General features: G+C 71.7%; 22 protein-coding genes and 1 tRNA gene. 8 read left to right on the top strand and 15 right to left on the bottom strand.

Going from position 1 to position 21,881, the window contains the following annotated elements; all coding sequences use genetic code 11:
* Window positions 1–70: 70 nt before the first annotated feature.
* Window positions 71–1,045 carry a magnesium transporter CorA family protein gene (locus QUG92_RS02410; protein WP_289457543.1) on the top strand — a complete coding sequence of 325 codons (975 nt, stop codon included), beginning with the start codon at window positions 71–73 and terminating at the stop codon, window positions 1,043–1,045.
* A 10-nt stretch (window positions 1,046–1,055) separates the two neighbouring features.
* On the opposite strand, the gene QUG92_RS02405 is transcribed toward QUG92_RS02410, so the two are convergent.
* Entirely contained in the window at window positions 1,056–2,207 is a 1,152-nt protein-coding gene (locus QUG92_RS02405; RefSeq protein ID WP_182047714.1) for an SLC13 family permease, read from the bottom strand.
* A 93-nt stretch (window positions 2,208–2,300) separates the two neighbouring features.
* Between QUG92_RS02405 and QUG92_RS02400 the strand changes: the two genes are divergently transcribed.
* A complete protein-coding gene (locus tag QUG92_RS02400; RefSeq protein WP_069712291.1) occupies window positions 2,301–2,492 on the top strand; it encodes a hypothetical protein in 192 nt (63 codons plus the stop codon).
* Window positions 2,493–2,571: 79 nt separating this feature from the next.
* Here QUG92_RS02400 and QUG92_RS02395 read toward each other — a convergent pair whose 3' ends face one another.
* Window positions 2,572–3,750, bottom strand: coding sequence for a mechanosensitive ion channel family protein (locus QUG92_RS02395; protein WP_289457542.1), 1,179 nt, complete (start codon window positions 3,748–3,750; stop codon window positions 2,572–2,574).
* A 116-nt stretch (window positions 3,751–3,866) separates the two neighbouring features.
* On the opposite strand from QUG92_RS02395, the gene QUG92_RS02390 reads away from it, so the two are divergent.
* Both QUG92_RS02390 and QUG92_RS02385 read left to right on the top strand, forming a co-directional pair.
* The gene (locus QUG92_RS02390; protein ID WP_289457541.1) at window positions 3,867–5,405 is read left to right on the top strand and encodes an amino acid permease; all 1,539 of its coding nucleotides are present in this window, start codon (window positions 3,867–3,869) and stop codon (window positions 5,403–5,405) included.
* A 47-nt stretch (window positions 5,406–5,452) separates the two neighbouring features.
* Window positions 5,453–5,758, top strand: coding sequence for a hypothetical protein (locus QUG92_RS02385; RefSeq protein ID WP_289457540.1), 306 nt, complete (start codon window positions 5,453–5,455; stop codon window positions 5,756–5,758).
* An 88-nt stretch (window positions 5,759–5,846) separates the two neighbouring features.
* On the opposite strand, the gene QUG92_RS02380 is transcribed toward QUG92_RS02385, so the two are convergent.
* The 4 genes from QUG92_RS02380 to QUG92_RS02365 form a co-directional block, all read right to left on the bottom strand.
* A complete protein-coding gene (locus QUG92_RS02380; protein ID WP_289457539.1) occupies window positions 5,847–6,059 on the bottom strand; it encodes an SCO4848 family membrane protein in 213 nt (70 codons plus the stop codon).
* A 165-nt stretch (window positions 6,060–6,224) separates the two neighbouring features.
* Window positions 6,225–7,235 carry a hypothetical protein gene (locus tag QUG92_RS02375; protein WP_289457538.1) on the bottom strand — a complete coding sequence of 337 codons (1,011 nt, stop codon included), beginning with the start codon at window positions 7,233–7,235 and terminating at the stop codon, window positions 6,225–6,227.
* Window positions 7,232–7,693, bottom strand: coding sequence for a M48 family metalloprotease (locus QUG92_RS02370; RefSeq protein WP_069712285.1), 462 nt, complete (start codon window positions 7,691–7,693; stop codon window positions 7,232–7,234). Before QUG92_RS02370 ends, QUG92_RS02375 begins: the two co-directional genes overlap by 4 nt.
* On the bottom strand, window positions 7,690–8,127 hold the full coding sequence (locus QUG92_RS02365) for a hypothetical protein (protein WP_289457537.1): 438 nt from the start codon (window positions 8,125–8,127) through the stop codon (window positions 7,690–7,692). The genes QUG92_RS02370 and QUG92_RS02365 overlap by 4 nt, the downstream gene beginning before the upstream one ends.
* A gap of 80 nt (window positions 8,128–8,207) precedes the next feature.
* On the opposite strand from QUG92_RS02365, the gene QUG92_RS02360 reads away from it, so the two are divergent.
* Window positions 8,208–8,858, top strand: a complete 651-nt coding sequence (locus tag QUG92_RS02360) for an IMPACT family protein (RefSeq protein ID WP_182047907.1) — start codon at window positions 8,208–8,210, stop codon at window positions 8,856–8,858.
* A gap of 119 nt (window positions 8,859–8,977) precedes the next feature.
* On the opposite strand, the gene QUG92_RS02355 is transcribed toward QUG92_RS02360, so the two are convergent.
* Window positions 8,978–9,053: transfer RNA gene (locus QUG92_RS02355), tRNA-Lys, on the bottom strand.
* Window positions 9,054–9,167: 114 nt separating this feature from the next.
* Between QUG92_RS02355 and bcp the strand changes: the two genes are divergently transcribed.
* Window positions 9,168–9,638 carry a thioredoxin-dependent thiol peroxidase gene (gene bcp / locus QUG92_RS02350; RefSeq protein ID WP_182047908.1) on the top strand — a complete coding sequence of 157 codons (471 nt, stop codon included), beginning with the start codon at window positions 9,168–9,170 and terminating at the stop codon, window positions 9,636–9,638.
* Between the two features lie 75 nt (window positions 9,639–9,713).
* Here bcp and QUG92_RS02345 read toward each other — a convergent pair whose 3' ends face one another.
* The gene (locus tag QUG92_RS02345) at window positions 9,714–10,145 is read right to left on the bottom strand and encodes a hypothetical protein (protein ID WP_069712282.1); all 432 of its coding nucleotides are present in this window, start codon (window positions 10,143–10,145) and stop codon (window positions 9,714–9,716) included.
* 256 nt (window positions 10,146–10,401) lie between these two features.
* Here QUG92_RS02345 and QUG92_RS02340 point away from each other — a divergent pair, with 256 nt between their 5' ends.
* Entirely contained in the window at window positions 10,402–10,650 is a 249-nt protein-coding gene (locus tag QUG92_RS02340) for a WhiB family transcriptional regulator (RefSeq protein ID WP_022904217.1), read from the top strand.
* Between the two features lie 88 nt (window positions 10,651–10,738).
* Here the strand turns inward: QUG92_RS02340 and QUG92_RS02335 are convergent, their stop codons facing one another.
* Window positions 10,739–12,244, bottom strand: a complete 1,506-nt coding sequence (locus QUG92_RS02335; RefSeq protein ID WP_289457536.1) for a sensor histidine kinase — start codon at window positions 12,242–12,244, stop codon at window positions 10,739–10,741.
* A gap of 109 nt (window positions 12,245–12,353) precedes the next feature.
* Between QUG92_RS02335 and QUG92_RS02330 the strand changes: the two genes are divergently transcribed.
* Entirely contained in the window at window positions 12,354–12,866 is a 513-nt protein-coding gene (locus tag QUG92_RS02330) for an Rv3235 family protein (protein WP_289457535.1), read from the top strand.
* Between the two features lie 83 nt (window positions 12,867–12,949).
* On the opposite strand, the gene secA is transcribed toward QUG92_RS02330, so the two are convergent.
* The 6 genes from secA to mtrA all read right to left on the bottom strand — a co-directional run bounded on the left by secA (window position 12,950) and on the right by mtrA (window position 21,839).
* Entirely contained in the window at window positions 12,950–15,736 is a 2,787-nt protein-coding gene (gene secA / locus QUG92_RS02325; RefSeq protein ID WP_069712279.1) for a preprotein translocase subunit SecA, read from the bottom strand.
* Window positions 15,737–15,877: 141 nt separating this feature from the next.
* Window positions 15,878–16,579 (bottom strand): ribosome hibernation-promoting factor, HPF/YfiA family, encoded by a 702-nt coding sequence (hpf, locus tag QUG92_RS02320; RefSeq protein ID WP_289457534.1) that lies wholly within the window; start codon window positions 16,577–16,579, stop codon window positions 15,878–15,880.
* A gap of 173 nt (window positions 16,580–16,752) precedes the next feature.
* Window positions 16,753–17,529, bottom strand: coding sequence for a ComF family protein (locus QUG92_RS02315; RefSeq protein WP_289457533.1), 777 nt, complete (start codon window positions 17,527–17,529; stop codon window positions 16,753–16,755).
* A 109-nt stretch (window positions 17,530–17,638) separates the two neighbouring features.
* Entirely contained in the window at window positions 17,639–19,324 is a 1,686-nt protein-coding gene (locus QUG92_RS02310) for an LpqB family beta-propeller domain-containing protein (RefSeq protein WP_289457532.1), read from the bottom strand.
* Window positions 19,324–20,979: an MtrAB system histidine kinase MtrB gene (mtrB, locus tag QUG92_RS02305; RefSeq protein WP_182046815.1), complete on the bottom strand. Its 1,656-nt coding sequence runs from the start codon at window positions 20,977–20,979 to the stop codon at window positions 19,324–19,326. The genes QUG92_RS02310 and mtrB overlap by 1 nt, the downstream gene beginning before the upstream one ends.
* A 185-nt stretch (window positions 20,980–21,164) precedes the next feature.
* Window positions 21,165–21,839 carry an MtrAB system response regulator MtrA gene (mtrA, locus tag QUG92_RS02300; RefSeq protein ID WP_069712275.1) on the bottom strand — a complete coding sequence of 225 codons (675 nt, stop codon included), beginning with the start codon at window positions 21,837–21,839 and terminating at the stop codon, window positions 21,165–21,167.
* Between the last annotated feature and the right edge of the window lie 42 nt (window positions 21,840–21,881).

Raw genomic sequence — 21,881 nt, 5'->3', positions numbered from 1 at the left:
CGGGATCGTCGCCGACGGTACCAGCGTGCGTGCGCCGGGCTCCCGGGACGCCGCCAGTAGTCTCGTCCGCATGGTCATGACACGGGCGTGGCGGGACGGCACCGCGGTGGAGCGGGACTTCCCGGTCGACCGGGTCTCGGACCTCCTCGAGCACGACGACGGCACCTTCGTGTGGGTGGACCACGTCGACCCGGGCCCCGACGGCCTCGACCAGGTCGAGGACGAGCTCGGCGTGCACGTGCTCGCCGTCGAGGACGCCCTCGAGCGCGGCCAGCGACCGAAGCTCGACCGCTACCGCGACAGCCTGTTCCTGGTGGTCTACGACGTGCAGGGCCTCGACGACGACGGCGAGCTCGTCACGCACGAGGTCAAGGCGTTCGTCACGCACCGCGCCCTCGTCACCATCCACGGGCCCGAGGTGGACCTCGGTGCCGTCGAGCGGCGCCTCGACGCGAACGCGGACCTCGCCGACCGCGGGGTGCCGTGGCTGGTCTGGGGCCTCCTCGACGCCGTGGTCGACCACGCCACGAGCGCGGTCGAGGACATCGGCGCGCGGATCGACGACCTCGAGGACGACCTGTTCGAACACGGGAACCCGCGCGAGCAGCAGATCCAGCGGCGGTCGTTCCGGCTCCGGAAGGCCCTCGGGGTGCTCCGCCGACAGGTCGTGCCCACGCGGGACAGCGTCGGCTCGCTGCTGCACGGCGACGCCGAGACGATCGCCGACGGCATCCGTCCGTACTTCCGCGACGTCGAGGACCACCTCGTGTCGATCGCCGACTCGGTCGAGCAGCTCCGCGACGCCGTGTCGAGCGTCCTCGACACGAACCTGAACCTGGCCTCGAACCGGCAGAACACGGTCATGAAGAAGGTGACGAGCTGGGCGGCGATCATCGCGATCCCCACGGCGATCACCGGGTTCTTCGGCCAGAACGTGACGTTCCCGGGCGAGGGGCACTGGAGCGGGTTCCTCGCCTCGGTGTCGCTCATCGTCGCGACGTCGCTCGTGCTCTACCGCGTGTTCAAGAGCAAGGACTGGCTGTAGCCGCCCCGTCTCAGAGCTGCAGCGCCAGCACGCCCGCGACGACCGTGAGCGGGGCGACGACGCAGCCGAGCGCCATGTAGCGCCCCCACGACAGGTGCACGCCCTCGGACGCCAGGCGGGCGTGCCAGAGCAGCGTCGCGAGCGAGGCCCACGGGGTGATCAGGCACCCGGCGTTGACGCCGACGAGGAGCGCCGCGTAGCGGAGTGCCTCGTGCCCGGCCGCCGGCTCGAGCACCAGGTAGGCGGGCAGGTTGTCGATCGCGTTGGCGGCGACCCCGCCGGCGCCGCCGAGGAGCAGGAGCGAACCGGTGTCGGTCCCGCCGGACAGCGCGTGCACGATCGGGTCGGTGAGCCCGGTCGTGTGCAGGGTCTCGACGACCACGAACAGCCCCGCGGCGAAGACGAGCGTCGACCACGGGACGCGGGACGGCCGGAGCTCGGCCGGCGACCGGACGGCTGCGACCACGACGAGGAGCGCGGCCGCGACGAGGGCGGCGATCCACACCGTGACACCGGCGGTCAGGGCGACGACGAGGGCGACGAGCACCGCCGAGGCCGCCCAGAAGGACACCGGGTCGCGCGGACGACGGAGCTCCACGGGCGTGTACCGGCCGAACAGCTTCCCGCGGAACACCACGAGGAGCACGGCGCACGGCACGACGACGCCGGCGAGCGCCGCCCAGACCATGAGCCCGGCGAACGGGATCGGCCCGTCGAGTCCGATCTTGTCGACCGCGAGCAGGTTCGTCAGGTTCGACACCGGGAGCAGCAGCGAGGCCGTGTTCGCCAGCCACACCGTCGTGAGCGCGAAGGGCATCGGCGGCAGCCCGACGCGGCGGGCGAGCGTGATGACGATCGGGGTGAGCAGCACCGCGGTCGTGTCGATGCTGAGGAACACGGTGCACACGACGGCGAGCACGACGACCGCGACCCAGAGCCCGATGGTCCGGCCGCCGCCGATCCGCGCGGCGAGGTCGGCGAGCCGGTCGAAGACCCCGGCGTCGGCGGCGAGCTCCGACACGATCGTCAGCCCGAGGACGAAGGCGAGCACCGGGACGACGCGCTCGGCGAGGGTGGCGAGGTCGGACAGGGGCAGCAACCCGAGCGCGACGCACACCGCGCCGACGACGAGCAGCACTCCCCCGATGACGGCCTGACGCACGGTGTCTCCTCGCTCTGCGCCCCGGCAGGGCGACCGGCGGCGCTCCAATGTAGCGGCCGGTAGCGTGGCGGGGACGACCAGGAGGAGGAACCCGTGCGGAAGTTCATGTTCAGCGGTGCGGTGTGGAGTTCGATCATCAGCGGCTACAGCGTGCTGCAGACGACGCGGCAGGGTCCGCGCGACTGGCGCCTGGCCCTGACGTGGGTCGCGTGGATCGCGACGACGCTCGTCGCGGTGGGCACGGTCGTCGAGGACGACCGCGCCGTGAAGGCGCGCCAGCGCTAGGACGCGAGGTCCGGTCGCCCACGGTGACCGGATGACGGACGGGAGGCGCGGTACCAGCTGGTACCGCGCCTCCCGTCCGTCACCGCTCCGGCGGAATCTCCTCGGGGCGGATGCCGGAGGTCTGGATCGGCCCGGTGAAGAGCGCGGTGCGCTCGTCGCCCTCACGGAAGAGCGCCGCGTCCTGCTCCTCGGTGCGGGCACGTCGCTGGCCGACCTGCTCGGCGCCCTGCGTGACCTGCACGCGCTGGCGCGGCAGGGCGTCCGGGTGCTCGCGCTGCACCCACTCGACCATCTCCTCGCGGACGTAGCAGCGGAGGTCGAACAGACCACCGGCGTCCGGGGCCGACACCAGGATCCGCACGCGCACCAGGCCGCTCACCGCGTCCGTGACCTGCAGGACCTTGGTCCGGCCGTCCCAGATCGTCGACGTCGACAGGATGCGGTCGAGCTCGGTGCGCATCTCGGTCGGGCTGATGCGCCAGTCGAGGTCGAACTCGACGGCGCCGAGCAGTTCGCTGCCGGTGCGGGTCCAGTTCTCGAACGGCGTCGACGTGAAGTACGTCGACGGCAGCACGAACCGACGGTCGTCCCAGAGGTGGACGACGACGTAGGTGAGCGTGATCTCCTCGATGCGGCCCCACTGCTGCTCGACCACGACGACGTCGTCCACGCGGATCGACCCGGAGAACGCGAGCTGCATGCCCGCGAAGACGTTGCCGAGCGTCGACTGCGCGGCGAGGCCGGCCACGACCGAGATGAGCCCGGCGGAGGCCAGGACGCTCGCCCCGGCCGCCTCGACGCCGGGGAACGTGAGGAGGATCGCGCCGACGGCGATGATGACGAGCACGGCGATCGTGAGCCGTCGGATGATGAGCACCTGGGTGCGGATGCGTCGGGCGACGCGGTTGTCCGGCACGTCGACGCGGTACCGGTGCAGCCCGAGGTCCTCGAGGAAGATGGCGATCTGGCACGCGAGCCAGCAGCCGACCGCGATCGTCGCGATGAGGAAGGTGTGGGAGACCTCGTCGCGCCAGGGGAAGGTGTCCTCGTCCCGCGGGATGCTCGTGGTGAACGCCGTCCAGAGCAGGGCGACCAGCAGCACCGTCCGGAACGGGTGCTTGGTCCGTCGGGAGAGCACCGCGGCCCAGCGTTCCCGTCGGGCGACGGTCCGCAGGACCAGGTGCAGGACGAGGGCCGCGGCGGCGGTCACGAGCAGGGCGATCCCGGTCGCGACGAGGAGTCGGAGGAGGGTGTCCATCCGTCCATGGTGTCGGACGCGAATGCCGCGGTGCTCAGCGTCCGCTCCGCCTGTGGTGTCGTACAGGTCGGGCGCGGGTTCCGCCCGGGGCTGTCAGCGCATGTAGGTTGGCGCGCATGACAGCGCAGAACGACACGGGTGTCTCGAAGCCCGCGAACGACTTCTCGCACGAGCAGGAGGGCTACCAGCACGGTCTGAAGCCCCGGCAACTGCAGATGATCGCGATCGGCGGCGCCATCGGCACCGGACTCTTCCTCGGTGCGGGCGGACGCCTGAACACCGCGGGGCCGGCGCTGGCGGTCACCTACCTGGTCGCCGGGGTCTTCGCGTTCTTCATCCTCCGCGCCCTCGGCGAGCTCGTGCTGCACCGTCCGTCCTCCGGGTCGTTCATCTCCTACGCCCGCGAGTTCTACGGTGAGAAGTTCGCGTACGCCGCCGGGTGGATGTACTTCCTGAACTGGGCGATGACGTCGATCGTGGACACCACCGCCGTCGCGCTGTACCTGCACTACTGGAGCGCGTTCACCGCGGCGCCGCAGTGGCTCCTCGCGCTCATCGCCCTCGTCGTCGTGCTCGCGGCGAACATGGTGGCCGTCAAGGTCTTCGGCGAGCTCGAGTTCTGGTTCGCGCTCATCAAGGTCGCGGCGCTCGTCGCGTTCCTCGTGATCGCGATCGTCTGGTTGGTCTTCGCCTTCCCGGTGGAGACCGGCGGCGAGGCCGTCCGGACCGGCTTCTCGATCTGGGCCGACAACGGTGGACTCATCCCGAACGGTGTGCTGCCGGCGGTCCTCGTGGTGCAGGGCGTCGTGTTCGCGTACGCGGCCATCGAGCTCGTCGGAACGGCCTCCGGTGAGACCCAGGACACCGAGAAGGTCATCCCCCGCGCCATCAACTCCGTCGTGTTCCGCATCGCGGTCTTCTACGTCGGGTCGGTCGTCCTGCTCTCCCTGCTCCTGCCGTACACCTCGTACAAGGACGGACAGAGCCCGTTCGTGACGTTCTTCTCGTCGCTCGGCAACCCGCAGGTCGGCGTGATCGCCGGGTCGATCATGAACTTCGTGGTCCTCACCGCCGCCCTGTCCTCGCTCAACGCCGGGCTGTACTCGACCGGTCGTGCGCTGCACTCGATGGGCATGAACGGCTCCGCCCCGAAGTGGACCACCAAGATGTCGAAGGGCGGGGTGCCCTACGCGGGCATCCTGCTCACCGCGGGCTTCACCGTCGCCGGTGTCGCGCTCAACTACTTCGTGCCGAAGCAGGCCTTCGAGATCGCGCTGAACGTCGCCAGCCTGGGGATCGTCACCGCGTGGGGCACGATCATCCTCTGCCAGATGAAGCTGCGGCAGTGGGCGAAGCAGGGCCTGGCCAAGGAGCCCTCGTTCAAGCTCCCCGGGGCCCCGGTGACCTCCTGGCTGACCCTGGCGTTCCTGGTCTCGGTCATCGTGCTCATGGCGATCGACTACCCGGTCGGCACGTACACGATCGCGTCGCTCGTGATCATCATCCCGCTGCTCGTCGTCGGGTGGTTCCTGCAGCGGGACCGCATCCTGCGCATCGCCGCGCTCCGCGAGGGCGTCACCGGTCCGTACCCGATCGGGGTCCGCGACCCGGCCGCACAGGTCCGTCGCGACGAGACGGGTCACGACCAGGGCTGAGGCCTCCTCGACGGACAGGGTCCGGTGCGCGCCGGTACGATCGGCACGTGCCGGACCCTTCTGTCTCCCCCACGCTCGACCTGCAGCTCACCTGGCGCGGGACGACCGGTCGGATCCGGTTCTTCGAGCACGGCGTCCGGGCCGAGACGAGCTTCGAGCAGGACGGCCGGACGCGGGTGCCGATGGAGCGCGTGACCGGGTGGCGCGTGGAGCCGTGCGACGTCGACGCGGTTTGCGTCGAGTTCGTCACCGACGACACGGTCTACCGCGTGCTCCTCGACACGGCCGACGAGCGATTGGCGCGTCTGGGGCTCGAGCGGGCGCTCGGCGCACCGCTGCCGAGCGAGGGCTGAGGCGGCGCAGATCAGCTCGACCCTGCCCGGGGTCCGGTGCGGCCCGGCCTCCCTCGGCCCGGATCGGCTCGGCTCGGCTCCGTTCAGCTCAGACGAGCAGCAGGATGCCCGCGACGACGGCCGCCAGGGCGATCGCGAAGGCGATGAGCAGCAGCACGAGGTGCACGGTGTAGAACGTCGTCGGCTCCCCGGCGGCGTTCCGCGCCCGCGGGTCCTTCGCCACCCGCTGGAAGAAGCGCGGCCACGTCACCACGTTGAAGACGGCGGCGAGGAACAGGACGACGGCGGCGAAGACGGTCACCCGACGAGTCTAGACAGCAGGGCCGCCCTCGGCGCGCGAGGTGTCGCGACCGACCGGGACGCCCACGAGCGGTGTCCGGGGGTGCTCGGCCGCCCCCAACGCGGCCGAGAGCTCCCCCGGCGTGCCGCGGCGCGGTGATCCTGCCTGTAGCACGTGCTACAGACCCTACACGGCGCTCGGACGAGAGGTCGAGTCCTGCTCGGGAACGTGACCGGACCGTTGCGGTCGTGTCCGGGACCCTGCCGCGCGGCCCGGGTCCTCGAGCGCCGCCTCCGCCTCGGCGAGGTCGGCCCGTTCCTGGTAGCCGAGCAGCTGTCGGGCCCGCCGGGCACCGTCGTTGATCTCCACGATGGTCCGGCTGAGGCGCGTGGCGGCATCGCGGGTCGCGGGGTAGGCGTTGTCCGTGCCGATGCGCGCGTGCAGCGGCGCGAGGCGGGCGAGCGCGGCGTCGAGCCGGCGGGCACGGCGGTGCCGGGAGAGCCGGTGCCCGACGACGAGCAGCAGCATGCCGGTGGCGACGCAGAGCACCGCGCCGGGCGTGGTGACGTCGTACGGCAGGGCGAGCGCACGGGTGACGTCGAGGCGACCGACGACGTGGGCGACGTCCATCACCGTCACCGTGACCATCCGCACGACGCCGAACACCCCGCCCACCACGAGGAGCCACAGCCCGACGAGGTCGACGGCCGTCCGGGCCTCGCGGAGCCGGAGGAGGCAGATGACCCCGGTGGCACCGAGGGCGACCCCGAGGTGAGCGGTCTGCGCGATCGAGTACACCGCGGCGGCCGGCTGGTCACCCGCCACGAGCATGAACGTCGTGGTCGTCGGCGGCTGCTCGAGCGCCACGAAGGCCGTCACGACCACCACGACGACCACGGCGAAGACGACGACGATGGCGGCGCGCAGCCACGGCCACCCGGCGCCGACGGCCTTCGCGACGCCCCACAGCAGGGCGCTCGTGCCCGCCACCATCAGGCAGTCGCTCACGACGGTCACCACGTTGCGGCCGCCGACCAGGGGGTCGAGCCAGCGGTACAGCGGGTCGACGTTCGTGACGATCGTCGCGGAGAACAGCAGGAACGTGACCGCGAGGGTCCGGTCCTGCCCGCGCTGCAGCCGGAACAGCACCACCGTCCCGACGACGAGGAGCACCGCCATCGTGACGGAGACGATCACCCGAAGACCCCGCGGAAGGCGCTCGGGCGGCCGCGGTTGGCGCGGATGAGCGCTGCGAGCCGGTCGGCGAAGACCTCGGCCTCGTGCTCGTGGTCGTTCGAGAAGAGCCCGCGTGCGAGGGCGCGCTCGACCTTGTACTCGGGGACGTCCGGGAACACGTCGCGCACGTACGCCGACTGCGCCGCACGCTCGTGGTGCCGGTGGAGCACGTGCCCGAGCTCGTGCCCGATGACGAAGGACCGGAACGTCCCCGAGCTCGTCGGCGAGATCATGACGAGGTGCTGGTGCTCGAGTGTGGCGACGAAGCCGCAGACCGGCTCGGTGCTGAGGAACGACTCCTCACGCACCACGACGGGCTTGCCCACGTGGTCGGACGCGGCGGCGACCGCCTGGTCGATGTCCGACCACCCCTCCGCCGCACCGCGGAGCCAGAACGCCTCGATCGACCGGTCCGTCACGCCACTCCCCCTCGTGCCGACTCCTCCTCGAGCACCTGCGCGATGCGACGCAGCGCCTCGGGCGACAGCTCCCCGGGGAACGTCCGCGCCGCGAAGCCGCTCACACGTGCCGACCGGAGCGCGCGCACGAGCTCGATCTGGGCGCCGATGCGCTCGGGCACCGCGCTGTCCTCGAGCAGGAAGCGCTCGTCGACCTCGAAGAAGCCGGCCAGCAGACGGAGCAGGCCGCTGTCCCGGTTCCGACGCCCGTCACCGGAGAGCATGTACGTCCACTTCGCCCGCGACAGCGAGCCACCGCGGTCGGCGACGTACTCCTCGATCGCGGCGAACGGCACGGGATCACCGCGCTGCGACTCCTCGAAGTCGAGCAGCAGGTTGAGGCGTCGGGCGAGTTCGGCGGCCTCGAGGGCGCCGCCCGGGTCGGTGCACCGCATGTCGATCCGCCCCCTCCCCGATCGCCGGTCGGGCACCATGCTAGCGCGGGCCGTCCGGGCCGCGCCGGTAGCCTCGGAGCGTGACCCGCGCATACCCGTCGACCGTCGCCGGGCCCGTCGAGCACGAGATCACGGTCACACGATCGCGCTTCGTCACGACGATCGCTCCCGTGACGGACGTCGCGGACGCCGAACGGGTCGTCGCCGACGTCCGGCGCCGGTACTGGGACGCCCGGCACCACTGCACCGCGATGGTGACGGGGGTCCTCGGCGACCAGGCGCGCTCCTCGGACGACGGCGAACCGTCGGGCACCGCCGGCGTCCCCATGCTCGAGGTGCTCCGCCGTCGCGACCTCACCGACGTCGTCGCGGTCGTCACCCGGTACTTCGGGGGCGTGAAGCTCGGGGCCGGCGGGCTCGTGCGCGCCTACTCGACGTCGGTCTCCGAGGCGCTCGACCGCGCGGCCGTCGTCCGTCGCGTCGAGCTCACCCGGGTCGACGTCACGGCACCGCACGCCGACGCCGGCCGGGTCGACAACGTGTTGCGCGACTGGGTGCGGCACCACGGTGCGACGTTCGACGACCCGCACTACGGGGACGCGGTGACGTTCACGCTCTGGGTGCCCGAGGACGCGATCGGACGACTCCGGTCCGACCTCGCGGCGGCGACGGCCGGGGCGCTCGACGCCGTGGTCGGCGCCCCGCGTGTCGTCGACGTCGTGGCCGACTGACCGCCCGCGAGGACCCGCCGGACGGATCGAGCCCTCGGGAGCACCCCGCGCGTGTCGCGGAGATCGCACGATCCCGGGAACGACGAAGGCCCGGTCGGAGCGATCCGACCGGGCCTTGCTGGTGCGCCCCCTCGGACTTGAACCGAGAACCCACTGATTAAGAGTCAGTTGCTCTGCCAATTGAGCTAGAGGCGCATGGTATGGAGTTGTCTGTCGCAGTCCGGAACTCCCTGCTGCAACGGGAAACAACAATAGCATGGCTTTCGCGTGCTCACGACCACACGAGCACCGGAACCCCCGAGGAGCCCCATGACGGACCGTCTCGCCGCCGGCGACACCGCCCCCGACTTCACCCTGCCGGACCAGGACGGGGTCGAGCACCACCTCGCCGACCTGCGCGGTCGCAAGGTGATCGTGTACTTCTACCCGGCGGCGTCGACCCCCGGCTGCACCACCGAGGCCTGCGACTTCCGCGACAACATGTCGTCGCTGCAGGCCGCCGGCTACGAGGTCCTCGGGGTCTCGAAGGACGAGCAGGCGAAGCTCCGGGAGTTCCGGCACGAGCAGGCGCTGACCTTCCCGCTGCTGAGCGACCCGGACCTCGCCGTGCACCGGGCCTACGCGGCCTGGGGCGAGAAGAACAACTACGGCAAGGTCGTCACCGGCACGATCCGGTCGACGATCGTCGTGGACGAGGACGGCACCGTGCAGCTGCCGCTCTACAACGTGAAGGCCACCGGCCACGTCGCGAGCCTGCGGAAGAAGCTCGGGCTGGTCTGATCGCTGCGGCGACCGGACGACGGACGGGAGGCGCGGTGCCAGCTGGCATCGCGCCTCCCGTCCGTCGGCCGCGCGTCAGTCCTCCCGCTCGGCGCGCGGGAGCAGCGCGGCCGTGACCGGCCGCGACAGCACGAGGGTGAGCGCGAGGAGCGCGGGGATCAGCAGGACCCACCCGACCCAGGCCACGCGGAACACGCCCTGGAAGGCGCCGATCGCGATCGCGCCCTGCAGCACCTGCCAGACGATGATCCCGGAGCGCACCCAGGGGCGACGGTTCCGGAGTCCGACGACGATCGCGACGAGCCAGAGGGCGGCGATCGCGGCGAGCAGCACGAGGGCGATCGCGGACGCGATGCTCGACGCCGGAGCGACGACGAGTTCCACGACGAGTGCGACCGTCAGCACGACGAGGGCTGCCGCTTCGAGGCCGACGACGACGAGGAGCGTGCGGAACGCCGGGTGCCGCGCAGCGGTGGGCTCCGGGGCGTTCGGGGTGGTGTCGGGCACAGCGATCCTCCAGATGGAACCCTTGATTTGGCTCTACCAGTATGGAACGATATTGGAGGTCGTTTGGACGGCACGATGTGGTGTGCGTCTCCCGCGGTTCGACGCTCCTCCCCCGAGCGTTCAGCGGGCGTCAGACTCGCTCCCAGCGGAAGCCTCCCCCACAGGTTCCCCTCGTGCCCTGTGCATGCCAGCGTTCCGATCCCCGAGCCGCGGCCCCGGCCTGCCGTTCGAGCATCGACACCAAGGAGCACCACACATGGACTGGCGTGACCAGGCAGCCTGCCTCACCGCGGACCCCGAGCTCTTCTTCCCCGTCGGGAACACCGGACCCGCCGTCGACCAGATCGAGAAGGCCAAGTCGGTCTGTGCTCGCTGCACGGTGACCGAGATGTGCCTGCAGTACGCCCTCGAGAACAACCAGGACTCGGGCGTCTGGGGCGGCCTCAGCGAGGACGAGCGTCGTGCGCTGAAGCGCCGCGCGGCCCGCGCCCGTCGCGCCTCCTGACACAGCAGCACCACCCCGACGACGCCCGTCGCTCCCCCGGGAGCGGCGGGCGTCGTCGTGTGCGCGGGGCGGCGGAGCGCTCGGCCGCCTACGCGGCGCCGGCCGCCGTGAGCCAGCGGAAGGGGATCGTGATCGTGACCTCGGTGCCGCTGCCGGTCAGGGTGTGCCAGTCGATGGTCCCGCCGAGCTCGCCCTGGATGAGCGTCCGGACGATCTGCGTGCCGAGGCCCGACCCAACCTTGCCCTCCGGCAGCCCGACGCCGTTGTCGCGGACCTCGATGTCGAGGTGGTCGTCGGAGCGGTTCGCCACGATCTCGACCTCACCGTCCCGCCCGTCGAGCCCGTGCTCGACGGCGTTCGTCACGAGCTCGGTGAGCCCGAGCGCGAGCGGGGTCGCGGCCTCCGAGGGCAGGACGCCGAACTCGCCGGTCTTCTTCGGGCGGACCGTGGTGTTGTGGGACGCCGCGACCTCGGTCACGAGCTTCAGCACCGAGTCGAACACCTCGTCGAAGTCCACGTTCTGGCTGAGACCGGCCGACAGGGTGTCGTGCACGACGGCGATCGCGGCGACGCGGCGCATGGCGTTCTGCAGCGACGTGCGGGCCTCGTCGGAGTGCGTGCGCCGCGCCTGGATGCGCAGCAGCGACGCCACCGTCTGCAGGTTGTTCTTCACGCGGTGGTGGATCTCGCGGATCGTCGCGTCCTTGGTGATGAGCTCCCGCTCCTGGTGCCGCAGCTCGGTGACGTCGCGGCAGAGGACGATCGCGCCGATGCGGTCGCCGTGGTCGCGGAGCGGGATCGAGCGCAGTGAGACGGTGACGCCCTTGGCCTCGACGTCGGCACGCCACGGGGCTCGCCCGGTGACGACCAGCGGCAGGGACTCGTCGACGTCGAGCTGGGAGCCGATGAGCTCGGTCGTGACCTCGGCGAGGGACTTCCGCTCCAGTTCGCCCTCGAAGCCCATCCGGTTGAAGGCGCTGAGTCCGTTCGGGCTCGCGAACGTGACGACCCCGTTCGTGTCGAGGCGGAGCAGGCCGTCGCTCGCACGCGGCGCTCCACGGCGTGGGCCGGCCGGCGCACCGAGGTCCGGGAAGTCGCCCGTCGCGATCATCCCGAACAGGTCGTTCGCGCTCCCGGTGAAGTTGAGCTCCTGACGACTCGGCGTCCGCATCTCGTCCTGGTTCGAGTGCCGCGTGACGACGGCGATCGGGCGGTCGGTGGTCTCGGCGCTCTTCGCGCTGAGCCGACGCAGCACCGGGATCGCGCGGACCCGGGTCGGGGTGTCCTCGTACCAGTCCGGCTCGGCGGAGTCCACGAGCTCGGCGCTCGCGAAGCAGCGGACGACCTGGTCGCGCCACTCCTCGCGGATCTCCTGGCCCACGATGTCGCGGTAGAACAGCGTCGCCGCGGAGCTCGGACGGGCATGGGCGACGGCCACGAACGAGCCGTCCTCGGTGGTCGGGACCCACAGGACCATGTCGGCGAAGGACAGGTCGGCGAGGAGCTGCCAGTCCCCCACGAGCAGGTGGAGCCACTCCACGTCCGCTTCGGAGGATCGGCCTTGCGCGAGGACGAGGTCACTGAGGGTCGACACCCCGCAAGTCTAGGTGCGCTGCTCTGTGGACGAGGTCGCTCCTCCACAAGCCCCCGGGCTGAACATTTCACATGTTCAATTGCTCCGTACGCTCGGTCGCGGAGGGCAGATGGCGTCAGGAGAAGCACGTCCCATCGAGGACGACGAGGCGGGGCGGGAGCGACGGGGGCTCGCGCCGGTGCCGGACGAGGGGTCGGACGGCGCCCCGCCGCGTCGGGACGCCGTCGCGCTCGCACCCCTGCCGCGGCGTCCGGCACGCCGGGTGGACCCGACCCCGCCGGCCCCACCGGACGCCGCGGCCACGGCACGGGCCCTCGGGCTCTGCGTGGTCGAGGTCCTCACCGGCGGCCGCGAGGTCGACAGCATCGCACGGTGGGTCACCGAGGACGTCCACCGTCACCTCCAGCAGCGCGCGGCCGTCGCCACGCGTGCCCGGTCGCTCGGCGGACGCGCCCGAGCGCGTCCGCGGGTGCAGGTCGGGAGCGTCCGGACCTGCCCGGTCGCGGACGGCGTCGTCGAGGCCGCGGTCGTGGTCCACACGCGGAGTCACGCGCGGGCGGTGGCACTGCGGCTGGAGCTCCGGCAGGGCCGGTGGCGGGCGACCGCCGTCGGTGTGCTCTGACGGCGGGTAGACACGACGGGAGGCGCGGTGCCCGCTGGCACCGCGCCTCCCGTCCGTCATCGTCGACCGTGACGGCGGCTGCGTCAGCCCTTCTTGGCCGCCTGGCGACGGTCCGCACGGTTGCCGGCGGACGCGGCCTGGCCGGACGCCGTCGCGGCGTTGCCGAACGCCGAGCCCTGCTCCGGCCCGGCGACGTCGGCCTCGGCTTCCGCCTGGGCCTGCTGCGCACGGGCGGTGGCCGCCTGCTCGAGGCGGCCGCGCTCGTCGCGCACCTCGACCTCGCCGTCGATCGACGGTGCGGAGTACTCGAGACCGGTCGCCTCGCCCTCGCCGAGGCCCTTCGCCTCGATGACCGCGTTGTCGCCGTCGGACTGGACCTGCACCTCGAGGTTGAACAGGTAGCCGACCGACTCCTCGCGGATCTGGCCCATCATGCTCTGGAACAGGGCGTAGCCCTCGCGCTGGTACTCGACGAGCGGGTCACGCTGCGCCATGGCGCGGAGGCCGATGCCGTCCTTGAGGTAGTCCATCTCGTACAGGTGGTCGCGCCAGCGGCGGTCGATCACCGAGAGGACCACGCGACGCTCGAGCTCGCGCATCGCCTCGTCGCCGAGCATCTCCTCGCGCTTCTCGTACGCGAGCTTCGCGTCGGACAGGATCTCGCGGCCGAGGAACTCGCGCGACGCCTTGCCCTTCGAGCCGGCCTCGGTGATGACCTCGTCGATGGAGATCGAGATCGGGTAGAGCGTCCCGAGCTCCGTCCACATGGCGTCGAGGTCCCAGTCGTCGGGCGAGCCCTCGCCGGTGTGGGTGTCGATGACGTCGTCCACGACGGCCTTGAGGAACGACTGCGCACGGTCGTTGATGTCGTCGCCCTCGAGGATGTGGCGGCGGTCGCTGTAGATCGCCTCGCGCTGGCGGTTCAGGACGTCGTCGTACTTCAGGACGTTCTTGCGGATCTCGGCGTTCCGGCCCTCGACCTGCGCCTGGGCCGACCGGATCGCACGGCTGACGAGCTTGTTCTCGATGGCCATGTCGTCCGGGACGTTCGAGCGGCCCATGAGGCTCTCGGCGGCACCGGAGTTGAACAGGCGCATGAGGTCGTCCGTCAGCGACAGGTAGAAGCGGCTCTCGCCCGGGTCGCCCTGACGACCGGAACGACCACGCAGCTGGTTGTCGATGCGGCGCGACTCGTGGCGCTCGGTGCCGAGGACGTACAGGCCGCCGGCGTCGCGGACCTTGTCGGCCTCCTCCTTGATCTCGGCCTTGACGCGGGCGAACACGTCGTCCCACGCGGCCTCGTACTCCTCCGGCGTCTCCGTCGGGGACAGGCCCTTGGCGTGCATCTCCTGCACGGCGAGGAACTCGGAGTTGCCGCCGAGCATGATGTCCGTACCGCGGCCGGCCATGTTCGTGGCGACCGTGACGGCGCCGAGACGACCGGCCTGGGCGACGATCGCAGCCTCACGCGCGTGGTTCTTCGCGTTGAGGACCTCGTGCTTGACGCCCTTCTTCGCGAGGAGCTTCGAGAGGTACTCGGACTTCTCGACGCTCGTCGTGCCGACGAGGACGGGCTGACCCTTCTCGTGGCGCTCGGCGATGTCGACGGCCACCTGCTCGAACTTGGCCTTCTCGTTCTTGTAGACGAGGTCGGTCTGGTCGATGCGCTGCATCGGCTTGTTCGTCGGGATGGGCACGACGCCGAGCTTGTAGGTCGACATGAACTCGGCCGCCTCGGTCTCGGCGGTACCGGTCATGCCCGAGAGCTTCTGGTACAGGCGGAAGTAGTTCTGCAGCGTGACCGTGGCGAGGGTCTGGTTCTCGGCCTTGACCTCGACGCCCTCCTTCGCCTCGATCGCCTGGTGGATGCCCTCGTTGTAGCGACGGCCCATCAGGATGCGGCCGGTGTGCTCGTCGACGATGAGCACCTCGCCGTTCATGACGACGTAGTCCTTGTCCTTCTTGAACAGGGCCACGGCCTTGATCGAGTTGTTCAGGAAGGAGATGAGCGGGGTGTTCGCCGACTCGTACAGGTTGTCGATGCCGAGGTAGTCCTCGACCTTCTCGATGCCGGGCTCGAGCACGCCGACGGTGCGCTTCTTCTCGTCGACCTCGTAGTCCTCGCCCGGGATGAGCCGCGTGGCGATCGAGGCGAACTCGGTGAACCAGCGGTTCGCCTCGCCGGAGGACGGGCCCGAGATGATCAGCGGGGTGCGGGCCTCGTCGATGAGGATCGAGTCGACCTCGTCCACGATGGCGAAGAAGTGGCCGCGCTGGACCATGTCCGACGCCTGCCACGCCATGTTGTCGCGCAGGTAGTCGAAGCCGAACTCGTTGTTCGTGCCGTACGTGATGTCCGCCGCGTACTGCTCACGGCGCTCGGCCGGCGACTGGTTCGCGATGATGCAGCCGGTGCTCATGCCGAGCGCGCGGAAGACGCGCCCCATGATCTCCGACTGGTACGACGCGAGGAAGTCGTTGACGGTGATGACGTGCACGCCGCGCGACGGGATCGCGTTGAGGTACGCCGCCGTCGTCGCGACCAGGGTCTTGCCCTCACCGGTCTTCATCTCGGCGATGTTGCCGAGGTGCAGGGCGGCACCGCCCATGAGCTGGACGTCGAAGTGCCGCATGCCGAGGGTGCGCTTCGCCGCCTCGCGCACGGCCGCGAACGCCTCGGGCAGGAGGTCGTCGAGCGTCTCGCCGTTGGCGTAGCGCTCGCGGAGCTCCTTGGTCTCGTCCTGGAGTTCGTCGTCCGTGAGGGTCGAGAAGTCGTCCTCGAGGTCGTTGATGGCCGAGGCGTACGCCTTCAGCCGACGGAGGGTGCGCCCTTCGCCGATGCGGAGGACCTTCTCCAGCACGTTTGCCACGTGAGCTCCTTACGGGGTCGTCGCGCGCGACCTGCGCGATCCGAACAGCCAGTCATGCTAGCAACCCGCGCGGCCCGGGCGCTGGGAGGGAGACGGGTGTGCGCGGCCACCGGGACCGCGCACACCCGCCCGGGACACCCGTCAGGCGATCGCCGCGGTGCGCGACGCGTCGGCGTCCGCCGGGGCGTCAGCGCTATGGCCGCCGTCGTCGATGCCGATCACGCCGTAGTCCCAGCCCTTGCGGCGGTAGACGACGCTCGGGCGGTGGGTCTCGGCGTCGACGAACAGGTAGAAGTCGTGTCCCACGAGCTCCATCCGGTAGAGCGCGTCGTCGACGGTCATCGGGGCCTCCTCGAAGACCTTGTGCCGGATGACCACGGGCGAGTACACCTCGGTGTCGTCCTCGTGCTCCTCGACCACGGGCACGGCGCCCGTCGCGACCGTCTCGATGAGCCGCCCGTCGGCCGGCGTCACGTCCATGTGCTCGAACCCGGTCCCCGCGGCCTCGGCCACGGAGGTCGGGCGGTGGCGCCCGCGGTGCACCTTGCGGCGGTCGCGTGCACGGCGCAGGCGCTCGGTGATGCGGGCGAACGCCAGGTCGAACGCCGCGTACTTGTCCGACGCGGCGGACTCGGCCCGCACGAGCGGTCCGGGACCGATCAGCGTGAGCTCGACGCGGTCCTCGCCCTGGGAACCGCCGGACTTCTCGTTGTGGCGGCTGAGGCGCACCTCGAAGGCGAGGGCGCGGTCGGCGAGCACGTCGATCTTCTCGGACTTCTGTTCGACGTAGGTGCGGAATCGATCGGTGACCCCGACGTTCCGGCCCGTGATCGTCACGTCCATGTGGCGGCTCCCATCCGTACTTCGGCGCGTCGCCTCCATCCGGCGATCCCGAACGCCTTGCCGCGAGGCTAGACCTCGCGACCGGACGGCGTCACCACCTGCGGGCGGGTCGCGCCCGACACCCACCGGATGCCCAGGCGACACCGGTCGTGCACCGGACGGCCCCGTGCCGTTCACTCCGGCACCTCGGCGAGCGCCACGCACCGCACCACGCGCCCGCCCGCGGCACGGACCGCACGGACCGCCTCGGCCATCGTGACGCCGGTCGTGACGACGTCGTCGACGACCACGACGTCGTGACCCGCGACACCGTGCGCGCGGAGGGTGCCGACGGTGGCCTCGACCCGCTCCAGGGCCGAGCGCCCCTTCTGCCCGTGGGCCCCGGCGGTCCCGGCGGTCCCGGCGGGGCCCACGATCCCGGCAGGGCCCACGGTCCCGGCACCGTTGCCGACTGGTCGGCGCGGTCGCGGTGTGCGCCGCCGGGTCAGCGACCGCGCCCGCGCCGGCACCCGCGCGCGGGACCGCCGCAGCAGCAGGTCGACGGGGTCGAAGCCGCGCCGACGGGCACCGGCCCGCGACGGCGGCACCCGGACCAGGAGCGCTCCGGGGGCATCGGCGAGCGCGGCGGCCACGAGCGCCCCGAACCGTGGGGCGAGCACCGGCGCGAGGTCGACCCGGCCCCGCAGCTTGAGCTCGAGGACGAGCACCCGCACCGGTCCCTCGTAGGCGAAGGCGGCGTCGAGCCGCACACCCGCGACGAGCCGTCGGCGGCGGGGACGGGCGTCGATCCCGGCACGGCAGGACGCGCAGCACGCCCGGTCGGGGGCGCCGCAGCACACGCACGTGACCGGCAGCACGAGCCCGAGGACGGCGAGGACCGCGTCCCACCACGGCCGGGACGACCCGGCAGGCGAGCGGTGGCGGCGGACGGGAGACGACGTCGGGTGCATGCCCCCATGGTCGGACCCGACCACCCGTGCCGGTGGGCCGGTCCCGCCGACGGTGGACGGGCCTCCCGGCCCAGACGCCTGTGCAGGAGCACCCTGCGGCGACGAGTGGTCAGCGCTGGGTGCCGAGCACGTCCGCCTCGATGCCCGTGGTGTCCCACCGGCCGCCGGTCGACTGCAGGACCGAGCCGTCCGCCATCCGGAGCAGGATCGAGCCGCCGCTGCCCCCGGTGACGGACCGCGCGACCCCGTCCGGCTCCGGGAGGACGGCGGACTGACCGCCGACCGTCGACCGGACGACGTCGGGCCCGTCGTCCGTCTGCCCCACCGACACCACGTCGCTGTCGTTCACCCACGCGGCACCGACGGCGGCGCCCGTGGCTGCCTGCACCCGGACCGGCGACCCGAGGGCCGTCGGCGTGCGGTCGCCGTCGCGCAGGATCGCCATGACGTACAGGGCCGGCCCGTCCGACGTCTCGATGAGGGCGAGCGCACGCGTGGAGTCCCGGGACACCTGGAACGAGACGAGGCCGCCCCGCGGCAGCTTCGTCGCGACCTCGTGCGGGTCGCCGCCGAGGCCGTACGCCGTGACGGAACCGGTGTCGCCCGCGCCGCCGACCCAGACGAAGCCGAGGTCGTCGATCGACGGGGGCACCAGGTCGTCCGTCGCGTCGATGCGCACCGCCTGCTTGCCGCGCACGACGACGACGCCGCTGTCGTTGCCGACGGCGACCACCGAGCCGGAGGCGGACAGCGAGAACGACGTGGGGTCGAGCGCGGCGACGGCGGCACCCGCACCCCCGCCGAGCGACGCGACCTTCCCGTTCGCGGAGCCGTAGCCGACCTGGTCGTCGCGGTCGACGAGCGGGCGCGGGTCGACGTCGGGGTTCACCTGTGCCGACGCACCCGTCTGCTCCGGCGGGGTGAAGGTGGCCCCCTCGAACGTGATCGACACCGAGGACACGGACGCGACCGAGGCGAGGGACCGCGTGAGCTGTTCCCGCATCCGGAGCTTGTCGTCGTTGCTCGACCGGAGCGCGTCGCTGGACAGGTCGACGACCGCCCGGCCGTTCTCGATGGAGACCGCGTTGAGCGACAGCTGCGTGCCCTCGGGGAACGCGGAGACGACGGCCCCCTTGAGCCAGTCGGCGGGACCGGCGATCAGGGCGCTCGCGATCCGGGTGCTCGTCGAGGACCGGGCGAGGAACCAGCGCTCGTCGGGCACGAGGTAGTCGTAGGACGGGTCGAAGAAGTACAGGGCGTGCTGCTCGAAGACCGACTCGAAGCTCACCGGCGTCAGGATGATCCCGTCCGGTGCGGAGGCGATCCGCCACTGCCCGTCCTCGCGGACGAACTGGAAGGTCAGGGTGGAGGTGGTGGGTCGGACGGCCTGCGTGTACTCCCCGTCCGCACCGACGGTGGCGCTCGCGGTGAGCGTGTAGGTGAGCTCCCGGTCGGCGACGCGGTCGACGGTGGCACTCCCCTGCGTCACCGTGACGCCGCGACGCGGGTTCCAGTCGTCGGCGAAGCCCTTCGCCAGGAACTCCCGCGCGATGGCGTAGTCGTCCTGGGCACCGGTGCCGGCGGCGACGAAACCGCGCAGGACGGCGGTCTGGTCGGCACCGGGCACGGGGCGGTCCGGTCGGTAGTCGACCCCGGAGATGGACTCGTCCTTGATCGACTGCCCGGAGCGCACGGCGCCGCCGGTCGGGATCGCCGCGCACGCCGTGAGCGCGACGAGGGCGAGGGCGAGGGCGGCGAGCGTCGTCGCGACCGCGGTGCGGAACCTGGAGCGCATCAGTCGTCCTCCCGGACGGCGCGGGGGCCGTCGTAGGCGTCGTCGAGGTCGGGCAGCGGGATGGCGGACGTCGCCGTACCGAGCGACTCGCCGCGGGGCAGGGTCAGCACGAACGTGGAGCCCTCGCCGGGGCGGGACCACACGTCGATCCGCCCACCGTGCAGGTTCGCGTCGCCGAGCGAGATCGCGAGCCCGAGGCCGGTCCCGCCGATCGTGCGGCGGCGGGAGGGGTCCGCGCGCCAGAAGCGGTCGAACACGCGGGCGGCGTCCTCCGGGGGCATGCCCACCCCCTGGTCGCGGACGGCGATCGCGACCGAGCGCGCGTCGCTGTCCACCACGACCTGCACCGGCTTGGCGTCGCCGTGCTCGATGGCGTTGCCGACGAGGTTCCGCAGGATGCGTCGGATGCGCTTGGCGTCGAGCTGCATCGTGGTGTGTCCGCCGGGGGTCGCGAGCTGCAGCTCGGTGCCGGCGCGCTCGGCGAGCGGCTGGAACTCCTCGACGATGTCGGCCGCGAGCGACGCCGGCACGACGGGCTGGGTGTCGAGCTGCACGGCCTGGGCGTCGTACCGCGAGATCTCGAGCAGGTCCGCGAGCAGCAGCTCGAAGCGCTCGACCTGGGCGTGGAGCAGCTCCGCCGACCGCCCGACGGACGGCTCGAAGGCGTGACGCGAGTCGAAGAGCATGTCCCCGGCCAGCCGGATCGTGGTGAGCGGCGTCCGGAGCTCGTGGGAGACGTCCGACACGAAGCGCTGCTGCACACGGGACAGCTCGGCGAGCTGCGTGATCTGCCGGCTCACCGCGTCCGCCATGTCGTTGAAGCTCCGCGCCAGGATCGCGATGTCGTCGTGCCCGCGCACCGGGATGCGCTCGTCGAGCCGACCGGCGGCGATCTTCCGGCTCGTCTCGGCGGCGCCGCGGATGGGCACGACGACGAGCCGCACCACGAGGGACGTCACGAGCGCGATGAGGACGATGAGCGCGACGCCGCCGATCGACAGCGTCTGCGACACGAAGTCGAGGGTCTGCTGGGCGTCCGAGAGGTCGTAGACGATGTAGAGCTCGTACTGCCCCGCGCTCGGGACCTGCAGCACGGACCCCACCGCGAGCCCGGGTTCGCTCCGGCCGCCGTCCTCGAGCTGGACGGGCTGCAGGCTGAGCCGTCCGGTGTCGCGGCCGACCTCGCGTCGCAGTGCGTCGGTGATGACCGCGTCGGGGAAGTCCTGGCTCGCGAGGTTCTGCAGGGTCTGCGGACTCGACTGCCCCGGCGATCGCTCGATGGCGATGCTCGTGCCGCCCGGGCTCGTCGTGTTGGACAGGATCGCCTCCTGCGCCTCGCTCTGCAGGGTCTCGAGCTCCGTCTGGTTGTTGTCGGACGCGGCGGTCGCGGCGTCGAAGATGCCCTGGGCGACGACCGTTGCTCGCGCCGACTCGGCCTCGATCTGGTCCCGACGCTGCGCGTAGACGTTGTTCGAGATGCTGATCATGACCGCGGTGCCGATGACGGCGACCGCGAGGCCGCTCGTCGCGACGGTGATCGCCACCGACCGGACGAGCAGCGAGCGGCGCCACAACCACGCGACGGCGTACCAGCCCCGTCGGACCCACCGGCGAGCGCGCCGACGGGCGCGGAGCGCCCAGCCGCGGGCGAGCAGGTCGCGGCCCGCCGGCTGCCGGGGAGCCCCCGCGAGCGGGCCGCGCGCGGACGCGCCGGTTCCCGCGGATGCACCGGCTCCCGCGGATGCACCGGCTCCCGCGGACGCGCCGGGAGTCGCCGACGCCGGACCGGTGGGGGTCCGGTCCGGGGCGGGTGCGCCAGACGGTCCCGGCGGCACGGTGCTCAGGCTCCTCCGGCCCGGTAGCCGACGCCGCGCACGGTCGTGACGATCCGCGGGTTGTCCGGGTCGTGCTCGATCTTCGCGCGGAGGCGCTGCACGTGCACGTTCACGAGCCGGGTGTCCGCCTTGTAGTGGTAGCCCCACACCTGGTCGAGGAGCATCTCGCGCGTGAACACCTGGTTCGGCTTCTCGGCGAGCGCGCGGAGCAGGTCGAACTCGAGCGGGGTGAGCGCGATGACGGTGTCGCCCCGACGGACCTCGTGTGCGGCGACGTCGACGGTCAGGTCGCCGGCGTGCAGCACCGACGCGTCGGCGGCCGTCGGACGGAGCCGCGTCTTGATGCGCGCCACGAGCTCCTTCGGGTTGAACGGCTTCACCACGTAGTCGTCCGCGCCGTTCTCGAGCCCGGCGACGACGTCGGCGGTGTCGCCCCTGGCGGTGAGCATGATGATCGGCGTCCCGCTCTCGGCACGGATGCGCTTGCAGACCTCGATGCCGTCGATGCCCGGGAGCATGACGTCGAGCAGGACGAGGTCGGGCTTCGTGCCGTGGAACGCCTCGACGGCGTCGTTGCCGTCGGCGCTGAACTCCGGCTCGTAGCCCTCCGAGCGGAGGACGATGCCGATCATCTCGGCGAGGGCCTGGTCGTCGTCGACGACGAGGATGCGCGGTGTCATGGGCGTGGACTCCGTGTGGCGGGCGGTGGTGCCGGACCGGCA

The organism is Curtobacterium citri (assembly GCF_030362955.1).
Classification (GTDB): domain Bacteria; phylum Actinomycetota; class Actinomycetes; order Actinomycetales; family Microbacteriaceae; genus Curtobacterium; species Curtobacterium citri.
Note: the sequence above shows the minus strand (reverse complement) of the source record. Positions and strands in the feature narration are given on the sequence as shown.